Genomic DNA, 16,764 nt, shown 5'->3' with positions numbered 1-16,764 from the left:
TTTATGCTGAAACTTGGGAAAATTTTGCTTGTAAGTTATCGCAAGGGCCGTCATAAACAATGCACCCTGCATCGACAACGATCGCACGTTGGGCATATTCGGCAGCGATGCCCAAATCATGCAACACTGTAACAATCGTCATTCCTTGGGCGTGCAAGTCTGAAAAAGTCTGCATTACCTGCTGACAAGCTAAGACATCTAAGCCGGTAATCGGTTCATCGGCTAATAATATTTGTGGTGATTGGATTAAAGCCCGGGCGATCGCTACTCTTTGCTGTTGTCCACCACTGAGTTGACTGGTTTTTTGGTTGGCTAATTCTCTTAAGCCCAACTGATCTAATAACTCTAATGCCAAAAGGCGATCGCGTTGGGGAAATCCCCATAAAGTTTGCCAAGTTGTGCGATTACCTAGCCGTCCACATAGAACATTTTCTAGGGCTGATAATTGCTTAATCAATCCGCCGCCTTGAAATAACATCCCGACATCCCGGCGGATTGCGCCTAGTGTGCGCTTACTCAGCGTCACACCATTGATTTGGATTTCTCCCTTTACTAGGGGAACCAACCCAACAAGCGATCGCAATAAGGTAGACTTACCAGCACCATTGAGTCCCAGCAATACTACAAATTCACCCCGTTGAATTTGACAATTAATCCCATTTAAGATAGGGCGATTAAGAGATGCCGCATAAGCTGTCTCTAAATTGTGGCACTCAATGATATGGTCGTTCATCCCTAGTTCAATTCCACTAAACAGTTAATTGATAGTTTTCACCTAGCAATTGATAGCCGTTCCCATATTGGTGAAGTACAAAAGGAGAAAAAGCAAAAACCTTTACCCTTTCACCTTTCCCCTTCATCGCTGACTGACAGCTGAATTAAGGTGCAATCCCAACACGTGCTAGCGCATCCCGAACGGGTGCTAGGTGACGATTGTGATCGACTCTCACCAACTCTGTAGAGTTATATAAATTGCGTAGTAACGCATTATTTTGTGATTGATTTAACTTGAGGAGGGCGTTAATAATTTTTTCGCGTTCTGGTGCGGGAACGTCGTCATCAATAGCGATACCGTGGGCTGGTACACCAGAAATACGATACAGTACGCGTAACTTGCTCTTTTCTTCTGGGGTGATATACGGGCTATTGAGAGCATATTCTGATACTGTGGCTACATCAGCTTGACCGCGTACCACTGCTTGTAAAGCTTTGCTGTAATTACCACCGTAGCTAACTTGACCAAAGAATCCATCCAAGCGATCGCTACTTTGAACAAATCCTTGTTTGACCAATTCACCTACAGGGAAAATAAACCCAGAACCCGAAGTAGGCGAAGTAAACGCCATTCTTTTACCACGGAGTTGTTCTAGAGTAGCTTTGGCGTTATTTCTGCTTTTTAAAGGGCTATTGCTGGGGACAACAAATACTGAGCTATAAGTGTGTCTTCCCGAATAGTTATCACGGACTTCAGCTAAGTACAAACGAGAATTTGCTAATTGTTCAGCCTTCAATGCTGGACGGCTACTCAGGAAAGCCACATCAGCCCGATTTGCTCTCAAAGCTTCTACCGCAGCCGTATCATCGCTTACCTGTGCTTTAACTGGGATACCTAATTCTTTCGATAAAAATGCTCCCACAGCATTGGCTTTGTTTTGCAAATCTGTAGAATCAGATCTGCTAGGAAAAACTACTGTCAAAGTTTTTAATTTTTGGGCAAGCAAACTTGGTGTTTGTTGCTTAAGAGCAAAATTAGCGCTCGTTGCTTGCATTTCCCCAAACGTGCTAAATGCTAGCCCTGCAAGTGATACCAATGCAGAACCAGCAACCAACAAGCCCTTCTTGCTCACTCTCATTGATCACTCTCCATTAGGAAGTATTCTCAGTATTTTTGCAAATAACTTGCAACTACTCCAAGAGTAGAATCTAGGGCTTTTAGGAATAAAAGTCAATACTACGATGTATAGCGTTTAATCAATGAAATCCATAGAGCAAATCTGCAAGTTCAGGAAATCTGGTGTATTTACTTTGCTATTTTCAATAAGAATATGTAGAAAGAAAAATAATGGTAAGTCAAAAATTACACTTCTACAAATAGCTAAACATTAACAGCAGGACTTACGCAAGCAACATTTGTCATTGCGACCGGAACGTAGTGTAGGGAAGCAATCCCATAATTTTATGCGATTACTTCCCTACGCTCGTAATGACGTAATTCCGTGACTTTTGGGTAAGTCCTAAACAGTAAATTTCTGCTCAAATTAACTCAATGTATAGTTACAGAGTTATTAGCATGATTCATACTGTTTATAATATTTTGTTTTATTAGTAACAATTAATGTCAGCAACATCTCATTGGATATACGGTATTTTCCCAGCCTTGTTCATGGTAGGTATGATTCTGACATTTCGTCATGACTGGAGTCGCCTTGCTGAACTCTATCGCACCTATGAAGAACCACCACCAAATTTCTGGCTGATGCAAAGCGGTGCTGTAGGTTTGATATATTACAAAGCAACTTTAAATGTAGGTGTCAGTCGTCAAGGACTTTACTTGAGTATTTTTCCTTTGTTTAGCTTTGGGTTACCGCCATTACTAATTCCCTGGAATGCAGTTAGAAAAATAGAAGTAGCGAACCAACTGTTTGAGAAAAGGTTGCGTTTGTATCTCAGTTCGCCAGAAATCAAGCTGATTCTGAGAGAAGATGTTTTGGAATCAGCTAAGGAATATTTAGCAGCACAGGGGTTTGAATGGGTTTAGATAAATTCAGCCACACTGACTAAACAGCCAAAAATCGTTGAATTACATCTTGGCTAAGTTCATTGGTGGAACCAGAAGCCACAATCCCGCCTTTTTGCATAGCGTAATAGTAATCAGCCTGGCGGACAAAGTGTAAGTGTTGTTCTACCAATAAAACAGAAATTCCTGTAGTTTCAACAATGCGACGCACTGCGGCTTCAATTTCTAGGATAATTGAGGGTTGAATACCTTCGGTGGGTTCATCTAAGACGAGTAATCGAGGCTGTCCCATTAAAGCACGTGCGATCGCAAGTTGTTGTTGCTGTCCTCCACTTAAATCACCACCCATGCGCGACAGCATGGTTTTTAAAACTGGAAATAAGCCAAAAATTTCTTCTGGAATTTCAGCTTTTTTTACTGGGTTCTTTCTAGCTTCTAACCCCAACAGCAAGTTTTCTTTAACTGTTAATCGGGGAATAATTTCTCTTCCTTGGGGAACATAACCAATTCCCATTTTTGCCCTTTGGTCGGGTGATTTAGAATTGATTAAATTTCCTTCTAAATTAATTGTGCCACTGCGGGGTTTAAGTAAACCCATAATGGTTTTAAGTAGAGTTGTTTTACCAACACCATTGCGTCCAATTAGGCATATCATTTGCCCAGATGGTACATTCAAATCTACGTTGCGAAGAATATGGCTTTCACCGTAGTAAACGTTAAGGTTAGAGATGTTTAGCATATTGTAGAGACAGGATTATCGGTTGAAGAGACGCGATGAATCGCGTCTGTACAAGATTCAAAATTTATTTATCTTTCTCAATCACCCATTACTCATTACTCATTACTCATTACTCATTACTCATTACTCATTACCCAGTCCCCAGTCCCCAGTCCCCAACTTACTCTTGATGACCTAAATAAACTTCAATTACCTTTGGATCATTCTGCACTTCTTCAAAATTACCTTCACATAATACTGAACCTTCATGTAATACTGTGACTCTGCGGGCAATTTGGCGTACAAATTCCATATCATGTTCAATGACTAAAATTGAATGATTTTGCGCGAGTGTTAACAGTAGTTCGCCAATATTATATGTTTCTTCATCTGTTAAACCTGCAACTGGTTCATCAACTAGCAGTAAGTCAGGAGACTGGGCTACTAACATTCCAATTTCTAAACGTTGCTTTTCTCCGTGAGATAACAAAGCTGCGGGGATGTCTGCTTTGACAGTTAAGCCAATTGTTTCTAATAACCCTTTGATACTATTTTTTTCCGAACTATCAGCACGCCCAAATAAGGTAGAAAAAACATTTTTATTGCGGTTGCTGGTAATTTCTAAATTTTCGCGTGGTGTTAAATTGAGATATACTCTCGGCGTTTGGAATTTACGCCCAATTCCTCGCCTAGCAATTTGATGTTCCGGTATAGAACGGAGATTTTTACCTTTAAATAAAACCCGTCCAATAGTTGGTTGTACTTTACCTGTAATTACATCTAAAAATGTAGTTTTACCAGCACCATTGGGGCCAATTACTACTCGCAATTCCCCTACATCCATACTAAAATTTAACTGATTGAGTGCTTTAAAGCCATCAAAACTTACAGTTACGTTTTCAGTTTCCAAAATTTTGGCGTTCATGTTGCACTTCCGGGTCTTCTTCTAAGCTGGGATATGTGGAAATTTCTTGAGGAGGTTTGATAAAAGGAATCTTGTGTTGACGCAACCATCCGACTAAGCCATCAGGAAGCACTGTTACTACTATTAAAAATAGTGCGCCTTGGAAAAATAGCCAGATTTCGGCAAATTGTTCGCTTAAAAAAGCACGGGCATAATTAACTAATAAAGTTCCCACAATCGCCCCAATTAAAGTAGCCCTTCCGCCTACAGCTACCCAAATTACCATTTCAATGGAAAATGCAATATCCATTGCTCTAGGTGAAACAGAACCACTTTGGAGGGTGTAAAATGCTCCTGCAATCCCTGCGATCGCGCCGGAAACTGCAAACACTAATGTTTTATATTCTGTAGGATCATAGCCAGAAAATCTCACCCGGCTTTCATCGTCGCGAATGGCGATTAATAATTTCCCAAAACGTCCACTTGTTAACCAGCGACAAACACCGTAGGTAGCAACGAGAAAGATGACTGTGAGAGTGTAGAAAATAAATTTGGTTTTTGGGTCGCTGACTGTGGCACCAAACAAAGTTGTAAAATCTATCAGCCCGTTGGTACCGTTAAAAAATTGTTGTTGACCGTTAAAGAAGTTAAAAAAGACAATAATTGCGGCTTGGGTCAAAATCGAAAAATAAACGCCCTTAATCCGATTGCGAAATACTAAATATCCCAACACACCCGCCAGCACACCGGGAATTAATACCACCGACACGGCTGCTATGGGAAAAGAATAAAAAGGCTTCCAAAACCAGGGAAGTTCAGTTACACCATACAATCCCATGAAATCCGGTAACTCACCAGATGGGACTTGCAACTTCAGGTACATAGCGATCGCATATCCACCCAAGCCAAAGAAAATCCCATGTCCCAAACTGAGTAAGCCAGTATAACCCCAAATCAAATCAATAGCTAAAGCCACAATCGCCAGGGACAAAAATCGCCCCAACAAATTCAAGCGAAACTCAGATAACACCACTGGCATAATTAAAATCAGGATAAGTGCGATCGCCACTACTACCCCAACTTCAATTAATATTAACTTTCCTGCCTTTCTTTTCATTTCTTACTTTGCATCCTTAGCGGTTTCTTTCCCAAAAATCCTAAGCATCAACAGTACGCCCTTTTTGCGGAAAAATCCCCGCAGGTTTCCACTGCAAAAACAGAATAATCAGGACAAATACCATCACCTTCGCCATACTTGTAGTAGCAAAAAAGGTGAAGAAATCTACCAAAGGCTTTACAGGAGTTAATAACAAAGCCAGAGTTCCAGAACCAATTAAAAAGTTAGCTGTCCCAATTCCCAAAGCAGCGACAATAGTACCTGCTAAGTTACCCACACCACCAACAACCACAACCATAAAGGTGTCGATGATGTAATTTTGTCCGGTATTTGGCCCTACAGAACCGAGTAAACTAATTGCACAACCAGCCACACCCGCTAAACCAGAACCTAACGCAAAAGTGATAGCATCAACTGTTTGAGTTGGGATACCTAAACAAGCACTCATACTGCGGTTTTGGGTAACCGACCTAATTCTTAATCCCCACTTAGAACGCTGTAAGAAGAGGTAAATTCCCGCTACACAGATGATTGTTAAACCAATAATAAATAACCTAGCAAAAGGTAATTGTACACCAGCAACAGATATCCCAGATTGCAACCATCTTGGTGCTGTGACATCCACATTTTGCGCCCCAAACCAAGGCTGAGTTACTGCTAGTTTGTAAGTTTGACTTAATAAATTACCTGTAGTGATTGTAATTGCTAGAGATAGCAATAAAATTACCGCTACAACCCAGTTACGCACTCTCTCTAAATTATTGCGGGAATTTAAAAACCACAAACCCCCAAAAAATAATAGAGAAAATAAAACTAAGCAAATGATTAATACCCAATTTACACTGCGGACAAACTGCTGAAATATTAAACTCACTCCCCAAGTTGCCAAGAGAGTTTCTAGCGGTCGTCCATAAAGATAGCGAATTACGCCTTTTTCTAGAATTAAGCCGATAAAAGCTGTGAAAATAAAAGCGATAACTAAAGCCAGAAATATATAAATCTCAAACCAAAACCCGCCCAATTGTTTACAGCCATTTTGCACAACGAATGTGGTATAAGCACCAAACATCATCAATTCGCCATGCGCCATATTAATTACGCCCATCAAGCCAAATATAATGGCTAATCCCAATGCCGCAATTAACAATACAGAACCAATACTAATTCCATTAAATACCGCATCTAAAAAACCTGTTAACACTTTTTTAACCTAATGATGAGGATTTGGTGTTTGGTATTTGAAAGAGTAAACAGGGAACAGGGAATAAAGCATAATTGAAATTTTGATGTTCCCTAATTATTGAAAGTAGGGTAACTAAGACCTAAGCTATTCATAATTGGTAATTACCAATTACCGATTACCAATTACCCATTAGCTAGCCTTAGGCTTTTTTGTACTTACCACCCTTAGCTGGATCTGACCAATCACAAGCATATCCCTTAGTTTCTTTCACAAATTGATTCCAAGGAACTGGCTCAACAGGCGCAGGTGTAGCATAAACAATATTAAACAAACCATCGTCTCTCACTTCACCAATTCGCACAATTTTAGATATGTGATGATTGGCGTTGACTGTGACTTTACCTTCTGGCGCATCGATAGTTTGTCCATAAGCCGCAGCACGCACTTTCACTAAGTCAGGAGTACCTGCTTTTTCTACTGCTTGTTTCCACAGATAAACAGCAATATATGCAGCTTCCATCGGGTCATTTGTTACCCTTTCTGCGCCATATTCTTTCTTGAAAGCTTCCACAAATTTCTTATTTGCAGGTGTGTCTACTGTTTGGAAGTAATTCCAAGCTGCATAGTGACCTTTGAGATATTCCACACCAATAGCTTTAACTTCTTCTTCGGCAATACTTACCGACATCGAAGGATATTTATCTGGTGTTAAGCCTGCACCTTTTAATTGTTTAAAAAAAGCCACATTACTATCACCATTTAAGGTGTTGTAAATCACGCCTCCATTAGGCAAAGCTTGCTTAATTTTGGTGATAATTGGTGTTACTTCGGTATTACCTAATGGTAAATAATCTTCTCCAACTGTTTTGCCACCTAGTGCTTCTAATTGCGCTTTAATAATGGTGTTAGCAGTGCGAGGGAAAACATAGTCTGAACCGACTAAAAAGAATTGTTTACCCTTATTTTTTAACAGCCAATCAACAGAAGGTTCAATTTGTTGATTAGGTGCTGCGCCTGTGTAAAAGATGTTTTTAGAACACTCTTGACCTTCATACTGCACAGGATACCACAGCATATGGTCTTTACTTTCAAAAACTGGCTTGACATTCTTGCGGCTAGCAGAAGTCCAACAGCCAAAAACTACCGCTACCTTATCTTGATCGATCAGCTTAGTAGCTTTTTCTCTAAAGGTATCCCAGTTAGAAGCACCATCTTCTACTACAGCTTCAATTTGCTTTCCTAAAACACCACCATTAGCATTAATTTCCTTAATTGCTAATTTTTCAGCATCAACAACGCTTTTTTCACTAATAGCCATTGTGCCACTGAGAGAATGCAAAATACCTACTTTGATTGTGTTACCACTAGTAGCCGCAGCCGGCGCAGCAGTAGGAGATGTAGCTGGACTATTGGTAGCAGTTGGAGTTTCAGTTGTACAAGCCTTGAGAAAAATTGTGCTACCGAGGGTTGCGGAACCGTATATTAAAAACCTGCGTCTGTTAAATCGTCTACTCATTATCTTTTGTACTGCTCCTCACAAAGATTTAGCTAACTTTTTAGGTAGCTGTAAATATCATTAAATTGTGATATTAGTGCGATATTTAACTTGTAAAAAGTTACGAATTATACAAAATCTTGATTTTGGACAATAAAAATAGAATTACCAGCGATTAAAGTTAATAAAAATTCATGACTTTTTGTACAATTTCGTAGTAACTAAAAGTCACTTATGCAGGTAAAAAACTTAAATCGTGTTGAATATTTTACAAAGTATGTTTTGCGACATTGAAGATGTATATTTCTTCGCAAAAACATACGTAACTTACCATAAAATACTGGTTGAATTAGATATATTAATTACCGTTAATTTATATGGTACGTTATCGGGAAGTATAACGTACTAATATCAACACTCCACTCACAAAAGAATGGAGTTTCGATGAGAAAGAGTGAGGTACAGATAATTCTAAGGACATAGCAATGCCATGCCCCTACCTGCCTACCTTATTTACCCGAAATAGGTTGTAAATCTCAAATTACGGCTATACAATCAATCTCTACCAACACATCTTTTGGTAACCGTGATACCTCCACACAAGCACGGGCTGGGGCTGTATCTTCGGGAAAATATTTCGCGTAAATCGCATTAACTGTCGCAAAATCATTCATATCTGCGAGAAAGACAGTGGTTTTAACCACATTTGCAAATGTTGCCCCTGCTGCGGTCAAAATAGCTTCTAAATTAGCCATTACCTGCTCAGTTTGCTTTTTCACATCATCAGTATAGACAACCTGACCGATGCGAGGATCGATCGCAATTTGTCCAGCTACAAACACCATTTGACCAGAAGCTGCGATCGCTTGATTATATGGCCCCACTGGTTCAGGTGCATTATCAGTACGAATAACTTGACGTGTCATAGATACTACTTTTTCCCAAGATGCTTTTTGCTTACCGACTTCCACCTCACAGGCGATCGGCTTGTAAACCTCTCCATCAGGCATTATCGCATCAGTTAGGTCAGCATCTTTAAAGCTAGCTCCGTAGACATGAGCAGAAGTCAAATCAGCCTTCTTGAGGCTTGCTCTACTGAGACTTGCTTTCATCAAATCAGCTTGTTGTAAATCTGCTCTCTCTAAATTTGTTCCTTGTAGACAAGCTTTTCTAAGATTTGTACCTCTTAGATTTGCCGCACCCAGATCAGCCTCAGCTAGATTTATGCCAGATAAATCCTTTTGAGTGAAATTAACACCCCGAATCTTGGCTCTTTCGAGATTAGCATTTTTGAGTATTGCGCTATTGAGGTTTGCTTGACTTAAATCAGCTCCACTCAAGTTAGCCCCAGTAAAATTAGTACCACCCAGGTTTGCTCTCACAAGATTTGCTTTTCTCAATGAGGCTTGAGTTAGATTAGCAGATTCTAAATTAGAATCACTAAGATTGGCATTATCCAAGCTGGCATTACTGAATTTAGACCTATTGATGCTTGCTCCACGCAAATCAGCACCTGTCAAGGATGCCCTAGTAAGGTTAGTGTCATAAAGCAATGCCTTGCTGAGATTGGCATCATTCAAATTCGCTCCTGTCAAATCTGCACTTTTTAGGTCTATCTCACTCAGGTTTGCACCTTTGAGGTCTACCCCTCTTAAATTTACTGAATGAAATTCCCGTTGACCGTCCGCATATCTCTTTAAAAGTTCTTCAGCATCCATAATGCGCCCTTAAATACCTCTGACACAGTATAATCTCGATACTTTTGCATCAAAGGTATTTATCTCTGTTCCTCTTCTTAGCGCCCTTTGCGCCTTTGCGGTTCGTTCCCCTAACCCAACCTCGGACGTAACCCATAATGCCGATATTGCAAGTAATCACGCAAAATGCGATCGTGGTCAAAACACAGATTACCAGGCACAAGCCACGACTCAAAAATGCCAATATTCTTAGCATCATCCCCAGCTTTGGGCTGTCCTTTCGCTGTCGCCAAAAATACAACGCTCATAGTATGCTGACGCGGATCGCGGTTGGGGTCAGAATAGACTAAAAATTGCTCCACCAACTCGATTTTTAAACCCGTTTCCTCTTCAGCTTCCCGCCTCGCTGCTGTTTCCACAGATTCACCATAATCTACAAAACCACCAGGAAGCGCCCAACCTAGAGGCGGATTATGTCTTTCAATTAATACTATAGGTAGATGAGGTTGATCGATTAATTCAATAATTACATCCACAGTCGGAGCGGGATTACGGTAATTCATAGGCAATATTAAGTATTAAGTAGTAATTATGAGCTTTTATAGGGATTTATTACATTCTGTACTTATCCCTCCATTGGTAGCTTCTAAACCAGTCCCTACCGTGATAGATTCGATGCGTAGGCGTAGCCCGTCGTAGACATCCCCTCCTCAAACATCATCAGGTTAAATATGCCTTTTCCCAGATCCAGCGGCATTTTGCTGCATCCAACTTCATTTCCCAGCCGATTTGGCATTGGGGATTTAGGCTTAGAAGCTTACCGTTTTATTGATTTTCTCAAAGATAGCTACCAACAATACTGGCAAGTTCTACCTTTGGGCCCTACTGGGTATGGCAATTCGCCTTATATGTCTTACTCAGCAATGGCGGGAAATCCCTTGCTGATTAGCCCAGAACAACTGCTCAAGGATGACCTACTCACAGAGGAAGACTTTGCTAATTTACCAGGATTTCCGGCAAACAAAGTAGATTTCGAGCAGATTGTACCAATTAAAAATTCTTTACTGCAAAAGGCTTGCGAGAACTTTCACACCAAGGCAACATCGACGCAGCAGAAAAAATTTGCCGAATTTTGCGATCGCAAAGCTTATTGGCTAGATGATTATGCCTTATTTATGGCGCTCAAAGATACTCAAAATGGTGCCAGTTGGCATACCTGGGAACCTGAAGTTGCCAAGCGTCAACCAGAAGCACTGGATCGGGTAAGGCGACAACTGACTCAGGAGATTTTTTATTATAAATTCATCCAATATGAGTTCTTCCAGCAGTGGTCAGAACTCAAAACCTATGCAAATAAACACGGTATAGATATTATTGGTGATATTCCGATTTACGTTGCCCATGATAGTGCTGATGTCTGGGCAAATCCTGATATCTTTGCTTTAGATGAAGAAACTGGCGAAGCCTCGCAAATGGCAGGTGTACCACCAGATTACTTTAGCGCCACAGGTCAATTGTGGGGTAACCCAGTATACAACTGGGAAGAATTACAAAAGCAAGACTTTAAGTGGTGGTTGCAGCGCTTTGAAGCGATGCTAGATTATGTAGATATTATTCGGATTGACCATTTCCGAGGATTTGAAGCTTATTGGTCTGTACCTCAAGGTGAAGAAACTGCCATTAATGGTGAATGGATAGAAGCGCCAGGAGGAGCTTTTTTTGAAACTATTCGCCAAAAATTAGGCAAACTTCCAGTCTTGGCAGAAGATTTAGGCGTAATTACACCAGAGGTAGAAGCATTACGGGACAAGTTTGAATTTCCAGGAATGAAAGTTTTACAATTTGCCTTTGGTTCCGATCCTGGTAATCCATTTTTACCCTTTAATTACCCACGTAATGCTGTAGTTTATACCGGAACCCACGATAATGACACTACTATCGGTTGGTTCAATAAAGCTGGCGACTGGGAAAAGGAAAACTTATTGCTTTATTTAGGTTGTGTCAGTCCTGACGGTATCCACTGGGATTTAATTAGACTCGCTTTAAGTTCCATTGCCAATCAAGCAATTCTTCCCTTACAAGATATTTTGGGATTAGGCGGAGAAGCACGGATGAATTTCCCCAGTGTTGCTGAGGGGAACTGGGAGTGGCGCTACCAAGAAAACGCTTTAACTAAGGAATTAAGCCACAAACTCAAACGTCTCACCACTTTATATGGACGTGCGCCTAAAGAGTCTTCCTGATTAGTGCTGAGTGGTGAGTCCTGAGTAATGAGTTTTGAATACATAAACTAAAGGGGCACAAGCGTTGCTTGTGCCCCAAAAATCGATGTGAATAAGTTGCTAATTATCATTTTCAGACTAGTAATGTTTAATTTGTAATAGGTAATAGTTAAAAATTTTTTCGCAATTACTAATTACCAATTACCAATTACCAATTACCAAATCCCAACCTTTTATCTACATAATTAACAACTTGGTTGAGTACTCTTCAAAATCTAGTTTTAGCCGCAATTTTGATTTCCTCTACCTTTCCTGGCTCTCCCATTTCCTTAGGTTGCTCCTGATTAACGCTCATCAGTACACCACCAGCATTATCAGTTTTCACTGTTAATTGCTCTTGAGCTTTCCAAGTCCGATGAGTTCCTTGTGGTAGCGTACCTTCAAATTGTGTTTTGCCATCAGCTACCACACGAATCCAAGATGAGGATTTCAAAATTACACCAATCTGCACTGGCTGACCATCTTTGGCACTCAGGAGAGTATTGCTAAATGGTTTAATCTCCAGGGGCTTTGTTGATTGAGCTGGTTGTGCGAAAGACTCTTTTTGAGCGTTGGTTGGGTTAGTTTGGCTAGTACTTGCTTGTAAAGCAGCGTTATTCAGTATTTGAGATAAGCCACTCACAGAACAAACAATCACAAATATATAAAGTAAGTAAAGATGCAGAGGACGCAATTGGTTAATGGGCTTATTTGTCCAAGTAGAAGTAGAACTTACCTGTTGATAAACAATCGGAAAAGTGCTAGAAAATTCTACGCCGTTAAAGCCCAATGCATCAGCAAATTGCCTAATCAATCCTTGAATATAAATTGGTTCTGGCAGCTCGTTTAAATTACCTTCTTCAATAGCCTGTAACAGCCGCTTAGGAATTCTAGTCATCACAACTACTTCCTCTAGCGATAAACCCTGTTCTTGACGAGAAGCCCAAAGTTGCGCGCCAATTTCTGCTAACTTTTCAGCTCTTTGTTGCTCTACTGAAAGGGTTTGCGGCTGATTATTCTTTCTTCTGAACCATGTCATGGTTGATTACACTCCTTAACTCAGCTGAATCCTTAATAGGTGTGTGCTTAATTTGCTGTTGCAAAAAGCGCATCTCATCATCTTTTAGGGAACGATAGTTACCCGGTTTTAAATAGGGTTGTTTGGATCTTTGTAATTGAATCGGGCCAATAGCAGTCCGATGTAGTTCAATCACCGGGTAGCCTAATTGTTCGGCTATACGGCGAATCTGGCGGTTGCGTCCCTCCTTTAACACAATTTCTAATCTACTGTTAGTAGAAAAACTTTCTATTAGGCGTACCTGGGCTGGTCGTGTTTTTCTCCCTTCTAAAACCACACCTTGTCGCCATATCTGTAAAACTACTTCCGATGGATGTCCCTTAACCAATACACTATAAGTTTTCGGGACACTATGGCTAGGATGGGTGAGAGAAAATGTCAGTTCGCCATCGTTAGTAAGTAATAATGCTCCTGTAGAATCTGTATCTAAACGCCCTACAGGGTGAATACCTGATCCCTGGCGTAATTCTTTTGGTAGTAAATCTAAAACAGTTGTTCTTCCCTGAGGATCGTAGCAAGTGGAAACTACTCCAGCAGGTTTATTCAGCAATAAATATGTTAAAGACGGACGTTGCTTAGTAACTACGGGCTTACCGTCAACTGTAATTTGGTCAGTTTGGGGGTTAACTTTTTGACCTAAATGTGCCAATACTCCATTGATCCGCACGCGCGATCGCCGAATCATTTCTTCAGCTTCACGCCGTGAGGCAATACCCCATTGGGCAAGAATTTTTTGTAACCGTACCTCCATGTGGAATTTGCTTATTCTCTCGCTAACATTTAAATCATAATATTTGCATTTTGTTGTTAATAGCCATAAATGTTACATTTAAGGCTTGTTTAACTTCAGCCAATTGTAGAGTTTTCACCCATAAACACAGGAGTTGAATGCCAGAGCAGAATTCAGACCCCAAAAGTAACGGCAAAATCCGCGTAATTACCAATATGCTGAAAACCGCACTTAAGCTGTGGTTGAAAGCACAGGTAACTCAAGTATCGCAAATCGAAGTGGAAATTAAAGCAAGCGATCGCCAACTTCTCTCGGGAAAGATTCCTTGGGTATCGATTTTTGCTAGTCATGCCGTTTACCGAGGTCTCCATATAGGAAAAATTCAACTAGTGGCAGAAAACATACAAGTCAACATCGGCTCAGTCATCAAGGGCAAGCCGCTACGATTGTTAGAGACAGTACCAGTTTTTGGTGAACTGAGTATGGAAGAACAGGATCTCAATCAATCTCTGTCTTCGGAGTTATTAGCAACGGCTTTAAATGATGTACTGGTTAAACTTTTACCAGAACACTGCACAAAAACCAAGTCTACTACTTGGCAAGAAATTATCCTGGATACCAATCAAATTATACTGAGTGGCATTCTAGCATCCGAAGGGGAATCTACGCCCGTGAAGATTTTTCTGGGCTTACAGTTGATCAACGCTCAGGAGTTGCAACTAGCACCCATCCAAATCCAGTACGACATGGTAGTGCAAACAGAAAGTAATCAAGAACACAATATTGATCTTGGCCCAGAGGTAGATATCCAAGAACTCACGCTGATCCCCGGTAAGTTAGTATGTCGCGGGCGAATTAACGTTAACCCCTGATGATTAATAATCAAAAACTCAAGAGACTTAGTATTTATAATAATTTATAATTCTCATGCCAAAGTTCGTGGAAATCACTGAAATTGGCATTAGTTATCATCTACGAGATAATGCTGAGTAATGAGTAATGAGTAATGAGTAATGAGTAATGAGTAATGAGTAATGAGTAATGAGTAATGAGTAGTATAGGAGAGAAGGGGATCGGGAAGCACAAGGTAGAGGAAAAGCAGAAAAATCACTATTACCCATTACCAATTAACCATTCCCCATTACCCCTGATTAACTCTCCGTAATTAGCGGTAACAACAAAGTGAGAAAATAATAAACTAGGGGAGCGGTAAAAATATAGCTATCTGTACGATCCAAAATTCCACCATGTCCGGGGATTAACTGTCCTGAATCCTTCACTCCAGCATCACGCTTTAGGGCAGATTCAATCAGATCACCTAACAAACTGGCAATACCAATCAATAGCCCCAATGCTAGACCAGTATAGAGCGCTCTGGGTAAGTGAAGATAATAAGCACCAGCAAGACCTATGGCAACGCTAGCACTGATCCCAAAGACGGCTCCTTCCACTGTTTTTTTGGGGCTAATATCGGATAAACGGGTTTTGCCGAAGAATTTACCAATAGTATAAGCACCGATATCAGCTGCCCAAATACAAAGAAAGGTTAGCACTGTTGCTGTTAAACCTTGCGGTAGTAATGCAAGATTTCTTTGGTCTAGGATATCTGTCCAACCTGTAGGCCAATAACCTCCTAACGGTATATTACTCAGGGCAGCACTACCAAGCGATCGCAACCGCACCCAGTAACTTGGTAAGTAACCTACATAAAATAGCCCCATAATTGATGCTGATATATCAGCAATCGTCGCCATTTTGGGTTGAAACAATAGATAAAAACAAATAAATGTCCCAGCTATTGGCATCACCGCATCAGCTAACCCCCCATCCAAGGTACAAATTGCCAGTAAGATGAGGCTGACAGACATGGTGGTTTTAGCTGCGGGAGCTATGCCTCTGGCTCGCACCAAATTAAAATATTCCTGTTGTCCTAAAAAGACCACAATAGCAATCACAATGGTAAAGTACCAACCCCCCAACAGGGTTGCAAACAGAGCCAGTGCGATCGCCACAATTCCACTAATAATCCGAGACCAAGGCATAGCAATAAAGAATGAAAGAATAAGGATGTACCCCTCCGAAGAAGCAAGCTACGCGTAGCGTCTTTGCAGGAGAAGGATGAAGTTGTAAATATCAGGTTTTATGTATGAATTGCCGCATTTTCAGTAATTTAGTTGTTTAACTTGATTTTTCATACTTTAGCCTTCATCCTTCGGATTTAGTCTAGTTTCTCACCACTAAGGATAAATATAGGATCAACGGCGGTAAAGGTTTGAGAAAAGCCGCGCATTTCTAAGCGATTCACCGAAGATTGCACAACTTCAATATTGCGAGCTCTTAATTGAGAAAAAGTCTGAGAAATAGCATATAGATTTTCTAGATTAGCAGCTGTGGCCACCACTCTCCCTGTTGGTGGTAGATAATTCCACACAGCTTGCAAAATTTCTTGAATGGCCTTTCCCCCTTCAATGCAAACACGGTGAGGGGTAACTTTAATATCCTGCAAACAATCCGGCGCGCTACCTTCAATCACTTCGACATTTTTGACTTCAAAGCGATCGCAGTTACGGCGGATGAGGTTAGCTACTTCTTCATCCCGTTCGACAGCGATAATTTTGCCACCAGGGCATAAAAGTCCCACTTCTACAGGAATTGTACCTGTACCTGCACCAATATCCCATAACACTGAATCTGCTTGCAGTCGTAGTTGAGCAATCAGCAATAGCCTAACTTCGCGTTGGCTTAAGGGGATTCCAGGTAAGTACTCGAACAACTCATCGGGAATACCAGGGGTAATATAAGGCCATATTTGGGAGGACATAAAATTACATATTTATACTAAAG

General features: G+C 40.7%; 16 protein-coding genes. 3 read left to right on the top strand and 13 right to left on the bottom strand.

Features of this window, described 5'->3' with window-relative positions; translation table 11 throughout:
• Position 1: 1 nt before the first annotated feature.
• Together HG267_RS23635 and HG267_RS23630 are read right to left on the bottom strand one after the other, a co-directional pair.
• Entirely contained in the window at positions 2 to 733 is a 732-nt protein-coding gene (locus tag HG267_RS23635; protein ID WP_045868254.1) for a phosphonate ABC transporter ATP-binding protein, read from the bottom strand.
• Between the two features lie 145 nt (positions 734 to 878).
• Positions 879 to 1,853: a phosphate/phosphite/phosphonate ABC transporter substrate-binding protein gene (locus HG267_RS23630; protein WP_045868253.1), complete on the bottom strand. Its 975-nt coding sequence runs from the start codon at positions 1,851 to 1,853 to the stop codon at positions 879 to 881.
• 482 nt (positions 1,854 to 2,335) lie between these two features.
• Between HG267_RS23630 and HG267_RS23625 the strand changes: the two genes are divergently transcribed.
• Entirely contained in the window at positions 2,336 to 2,758 is a 423-nt protein-coding gene (locus tag HG267_RS23625) for a hypothetical protein (protein WP_045868252.1), read from the top strand.
• Between the two features lie 19 nt (positions 2,759 to 2,777).
• On the opposite strand, the gene urtE is transcribed toward HG267_RS23625, so the two are convergent.
• From urtE to HG267_RS23585, 7 genes are all read right to left on the bottom strand, one after another.
• Positions 2,778 to 3,476 (bottom strand): urea ABC transporter ATP-binding subunit UrtE, encoded by a 699-nt coding sequence (gene urtE, locus HG267_RS23620; protein WP_045868251.1) that lies wholly within the window; start codon positions 3,474 to 3,476, stop codon positions 2,778 to 2,780.
• 160 nt (positions 3,477 to 3,636) lie between these two features.
• Positions 3,637 to 4,380, bottom strand: a complete 744-nt coding sequence (urtD, locus tag HG267_RS23615; protein ID WP_045868250.1) for an urea ABC transporter ATP-binding protein UrtD — start codon at positions 4,378 to 4,380, stop codon at positions 3,637 to 3,639.
• Positions 4,355 to 5,476: an urea ABC transporter permease subunit UrtC gene (gene urtC, locus HG267_RS23610; RefSeq protein WP_045868249.1), complete on the bottom strand. Its 1,122-nt coding sequence runs from the start codon at positions 5,474 to 5,476 to the stop codon at positions 4,355 to 4,357. Before urtC ends, urtD begins: the two co-directional genes overlap by 26 nt.
• A gap of 40 nt (positions 5,477 to 5,516) precedes the next feature.
• On the bottom strand, positions 5,517 to 6,677 hold the full coding sequence (locus tag HG267_RS23605) for an ABC transporter permease subunit (protein WP_045868248.1): 1,161 nt from the start codon (positions 6,675 to 6,677) through the stop codon (positions 5,517 to 5,519).
• 181 nt (positions 6,678 to 6,858) lie between these two features.
• Positions 6,859 to 8,175, bottom strand: a complete 1,317-nt coding sequence (urtA, locus tag HG267_RS23600) for an urea ABC transporter substrate-binding protein (RefSeq protein WP_045868247.1) — start codon at positions 8,173 to 8,175, stop codon at positions 6,859 to 6,861.
• A gap of 515 nt (positions 8,176 to 8,690) precedes the next feature.
• Positions 8,691 to 9,872: a Rid family detoxifying hydrolase gene (locus HG267_RS41755; protein ID WP_045868246.1), complete on the bottom strand. Its 1,182-nt coding sequence runs from the start codon at positions 9,870 to 9,872 to the stop codon at positions 8,691 to 8,693.
• Positions 9,873 to 9,982: 110 nt separating this feature from the next.
• Positions 9,983 to 10,414, bottom strand: a complete 432-nt coding sequence (locus tag HG267_RS23585) for an NUDIX domain-containing protein (RefSeq protein ID WP_045868245.1) — start codon at positions 10,412 to 10,414, stop codon at positions 9,983 to 9,985.
• Positions 10,415 to 10,582: 168 nt separating this feature from the next.
• On the opposite strand from HG267_RS23585, the gene malQ reads away from it, so the two are divergent.
• Positions 10,583 to 12,094: a 4-alpha-glucanotransferase gene (gene malQ, locus HG267_RS23580; protein ID WP_045868244.1), complete on the top strand. Its 1,512-nt coding sequence runs from the start codon at positions 10,583 to 10,585 to the stop codon at positions 12,092 to 12,094.
• Positions 12,095 to 12,341: 247 nt separating this feature from the next.
• Here malQ and HG267_RS23575 read toward each other — a convergent pair whose 3' ends face one another.
• Complete coding sequence (locus HG267_RS23575) at positions 12,342 to 13,151, bottom strand: helix-turn-helix domain-containing protein (protein WP_045868243.1); 810 nt, start codon at positions 13,149 to 13,151, stop codon at positions 12,342 to 12,344.
• Positions 13,126 to 13,941, bottom strand: a complete 816-nt coding sequence (locus tag HG267_RS23570; protein WP_045868242.1) for a pseudouridine synthase — start codon at positions 13,939 to 13,941, stop codon at positions 13,126 to 13,128. Before HG267_RS23570 ends, HG267_RS23575 begins: the two co-directional genes overlap by 26 nt.
• Positions 13,942 to 14,078: 137 nt before the next feature.
• Here HG267_RS23570 and HG267_RS23565 point away from each other — a divergent pair, with 137 nt between their 5' ends.
• On the top strand, positions 14,079 to 14,792 hold the full coding sequence (locus tag HG267_RS23565; RefSeq protein ID WP_045868241.1) for a DUF2993 domain-containing protein: 714 nt from the start codon (positions 14,079 to 14,081) through the stop codon (positions 14,790 to 14,792).
• 279 nt (positions 14,793 to 15,071) lie between these two features.
• Here HG267_RS23565 and HG267_RS23560 read toward each other — a convergent pair whose 3' ends face one another.
• Both HG267_RS23560 and cbiT read right to left on the bottom strand, forming a co-directional pair.
• On the bottom strand, positions 15,072 to 15,962 hold the full coding sequence (locus HG267_RS23560; RefSeq protein WP_045868240.1) for a phosphatidate cytidylyltransferase: 891 nt from the start codon (positions 15,960 to 15,962) through the stop codon (positions 15,072 to 15,074).
• A gap of 176 nt (positions 15,963 to 16,138) precedes the next feature.
• Entirely contained in the window at positions 16,139 to 16,741 is a 603-nt protein-coding gene (gene cbiT, locus HG267_RS23555; protein ID WP_045868239.1) for a precorrin-6Y C5,15-methyltransferase subunit CbiT, read from the bottom strand.
• Positions 16,742 to 16,764 lie beyond the last annotated feature (23 nt).

The organism is Tolypothrix sp. PCC 7601 (assembly GCF_025677855.1).
In the GTDB taxonomy this organism is placed as follows: domain Bacteria; phylum Cyanobacteriota; class Cyanobacteriia; order Cyanobacteriales; family Nostocaceae; genus Aulosira; species Aulosira diplosiphon.
This window is presented reverse-complemented; position numbering and strand designations above follow the sequence as displayed.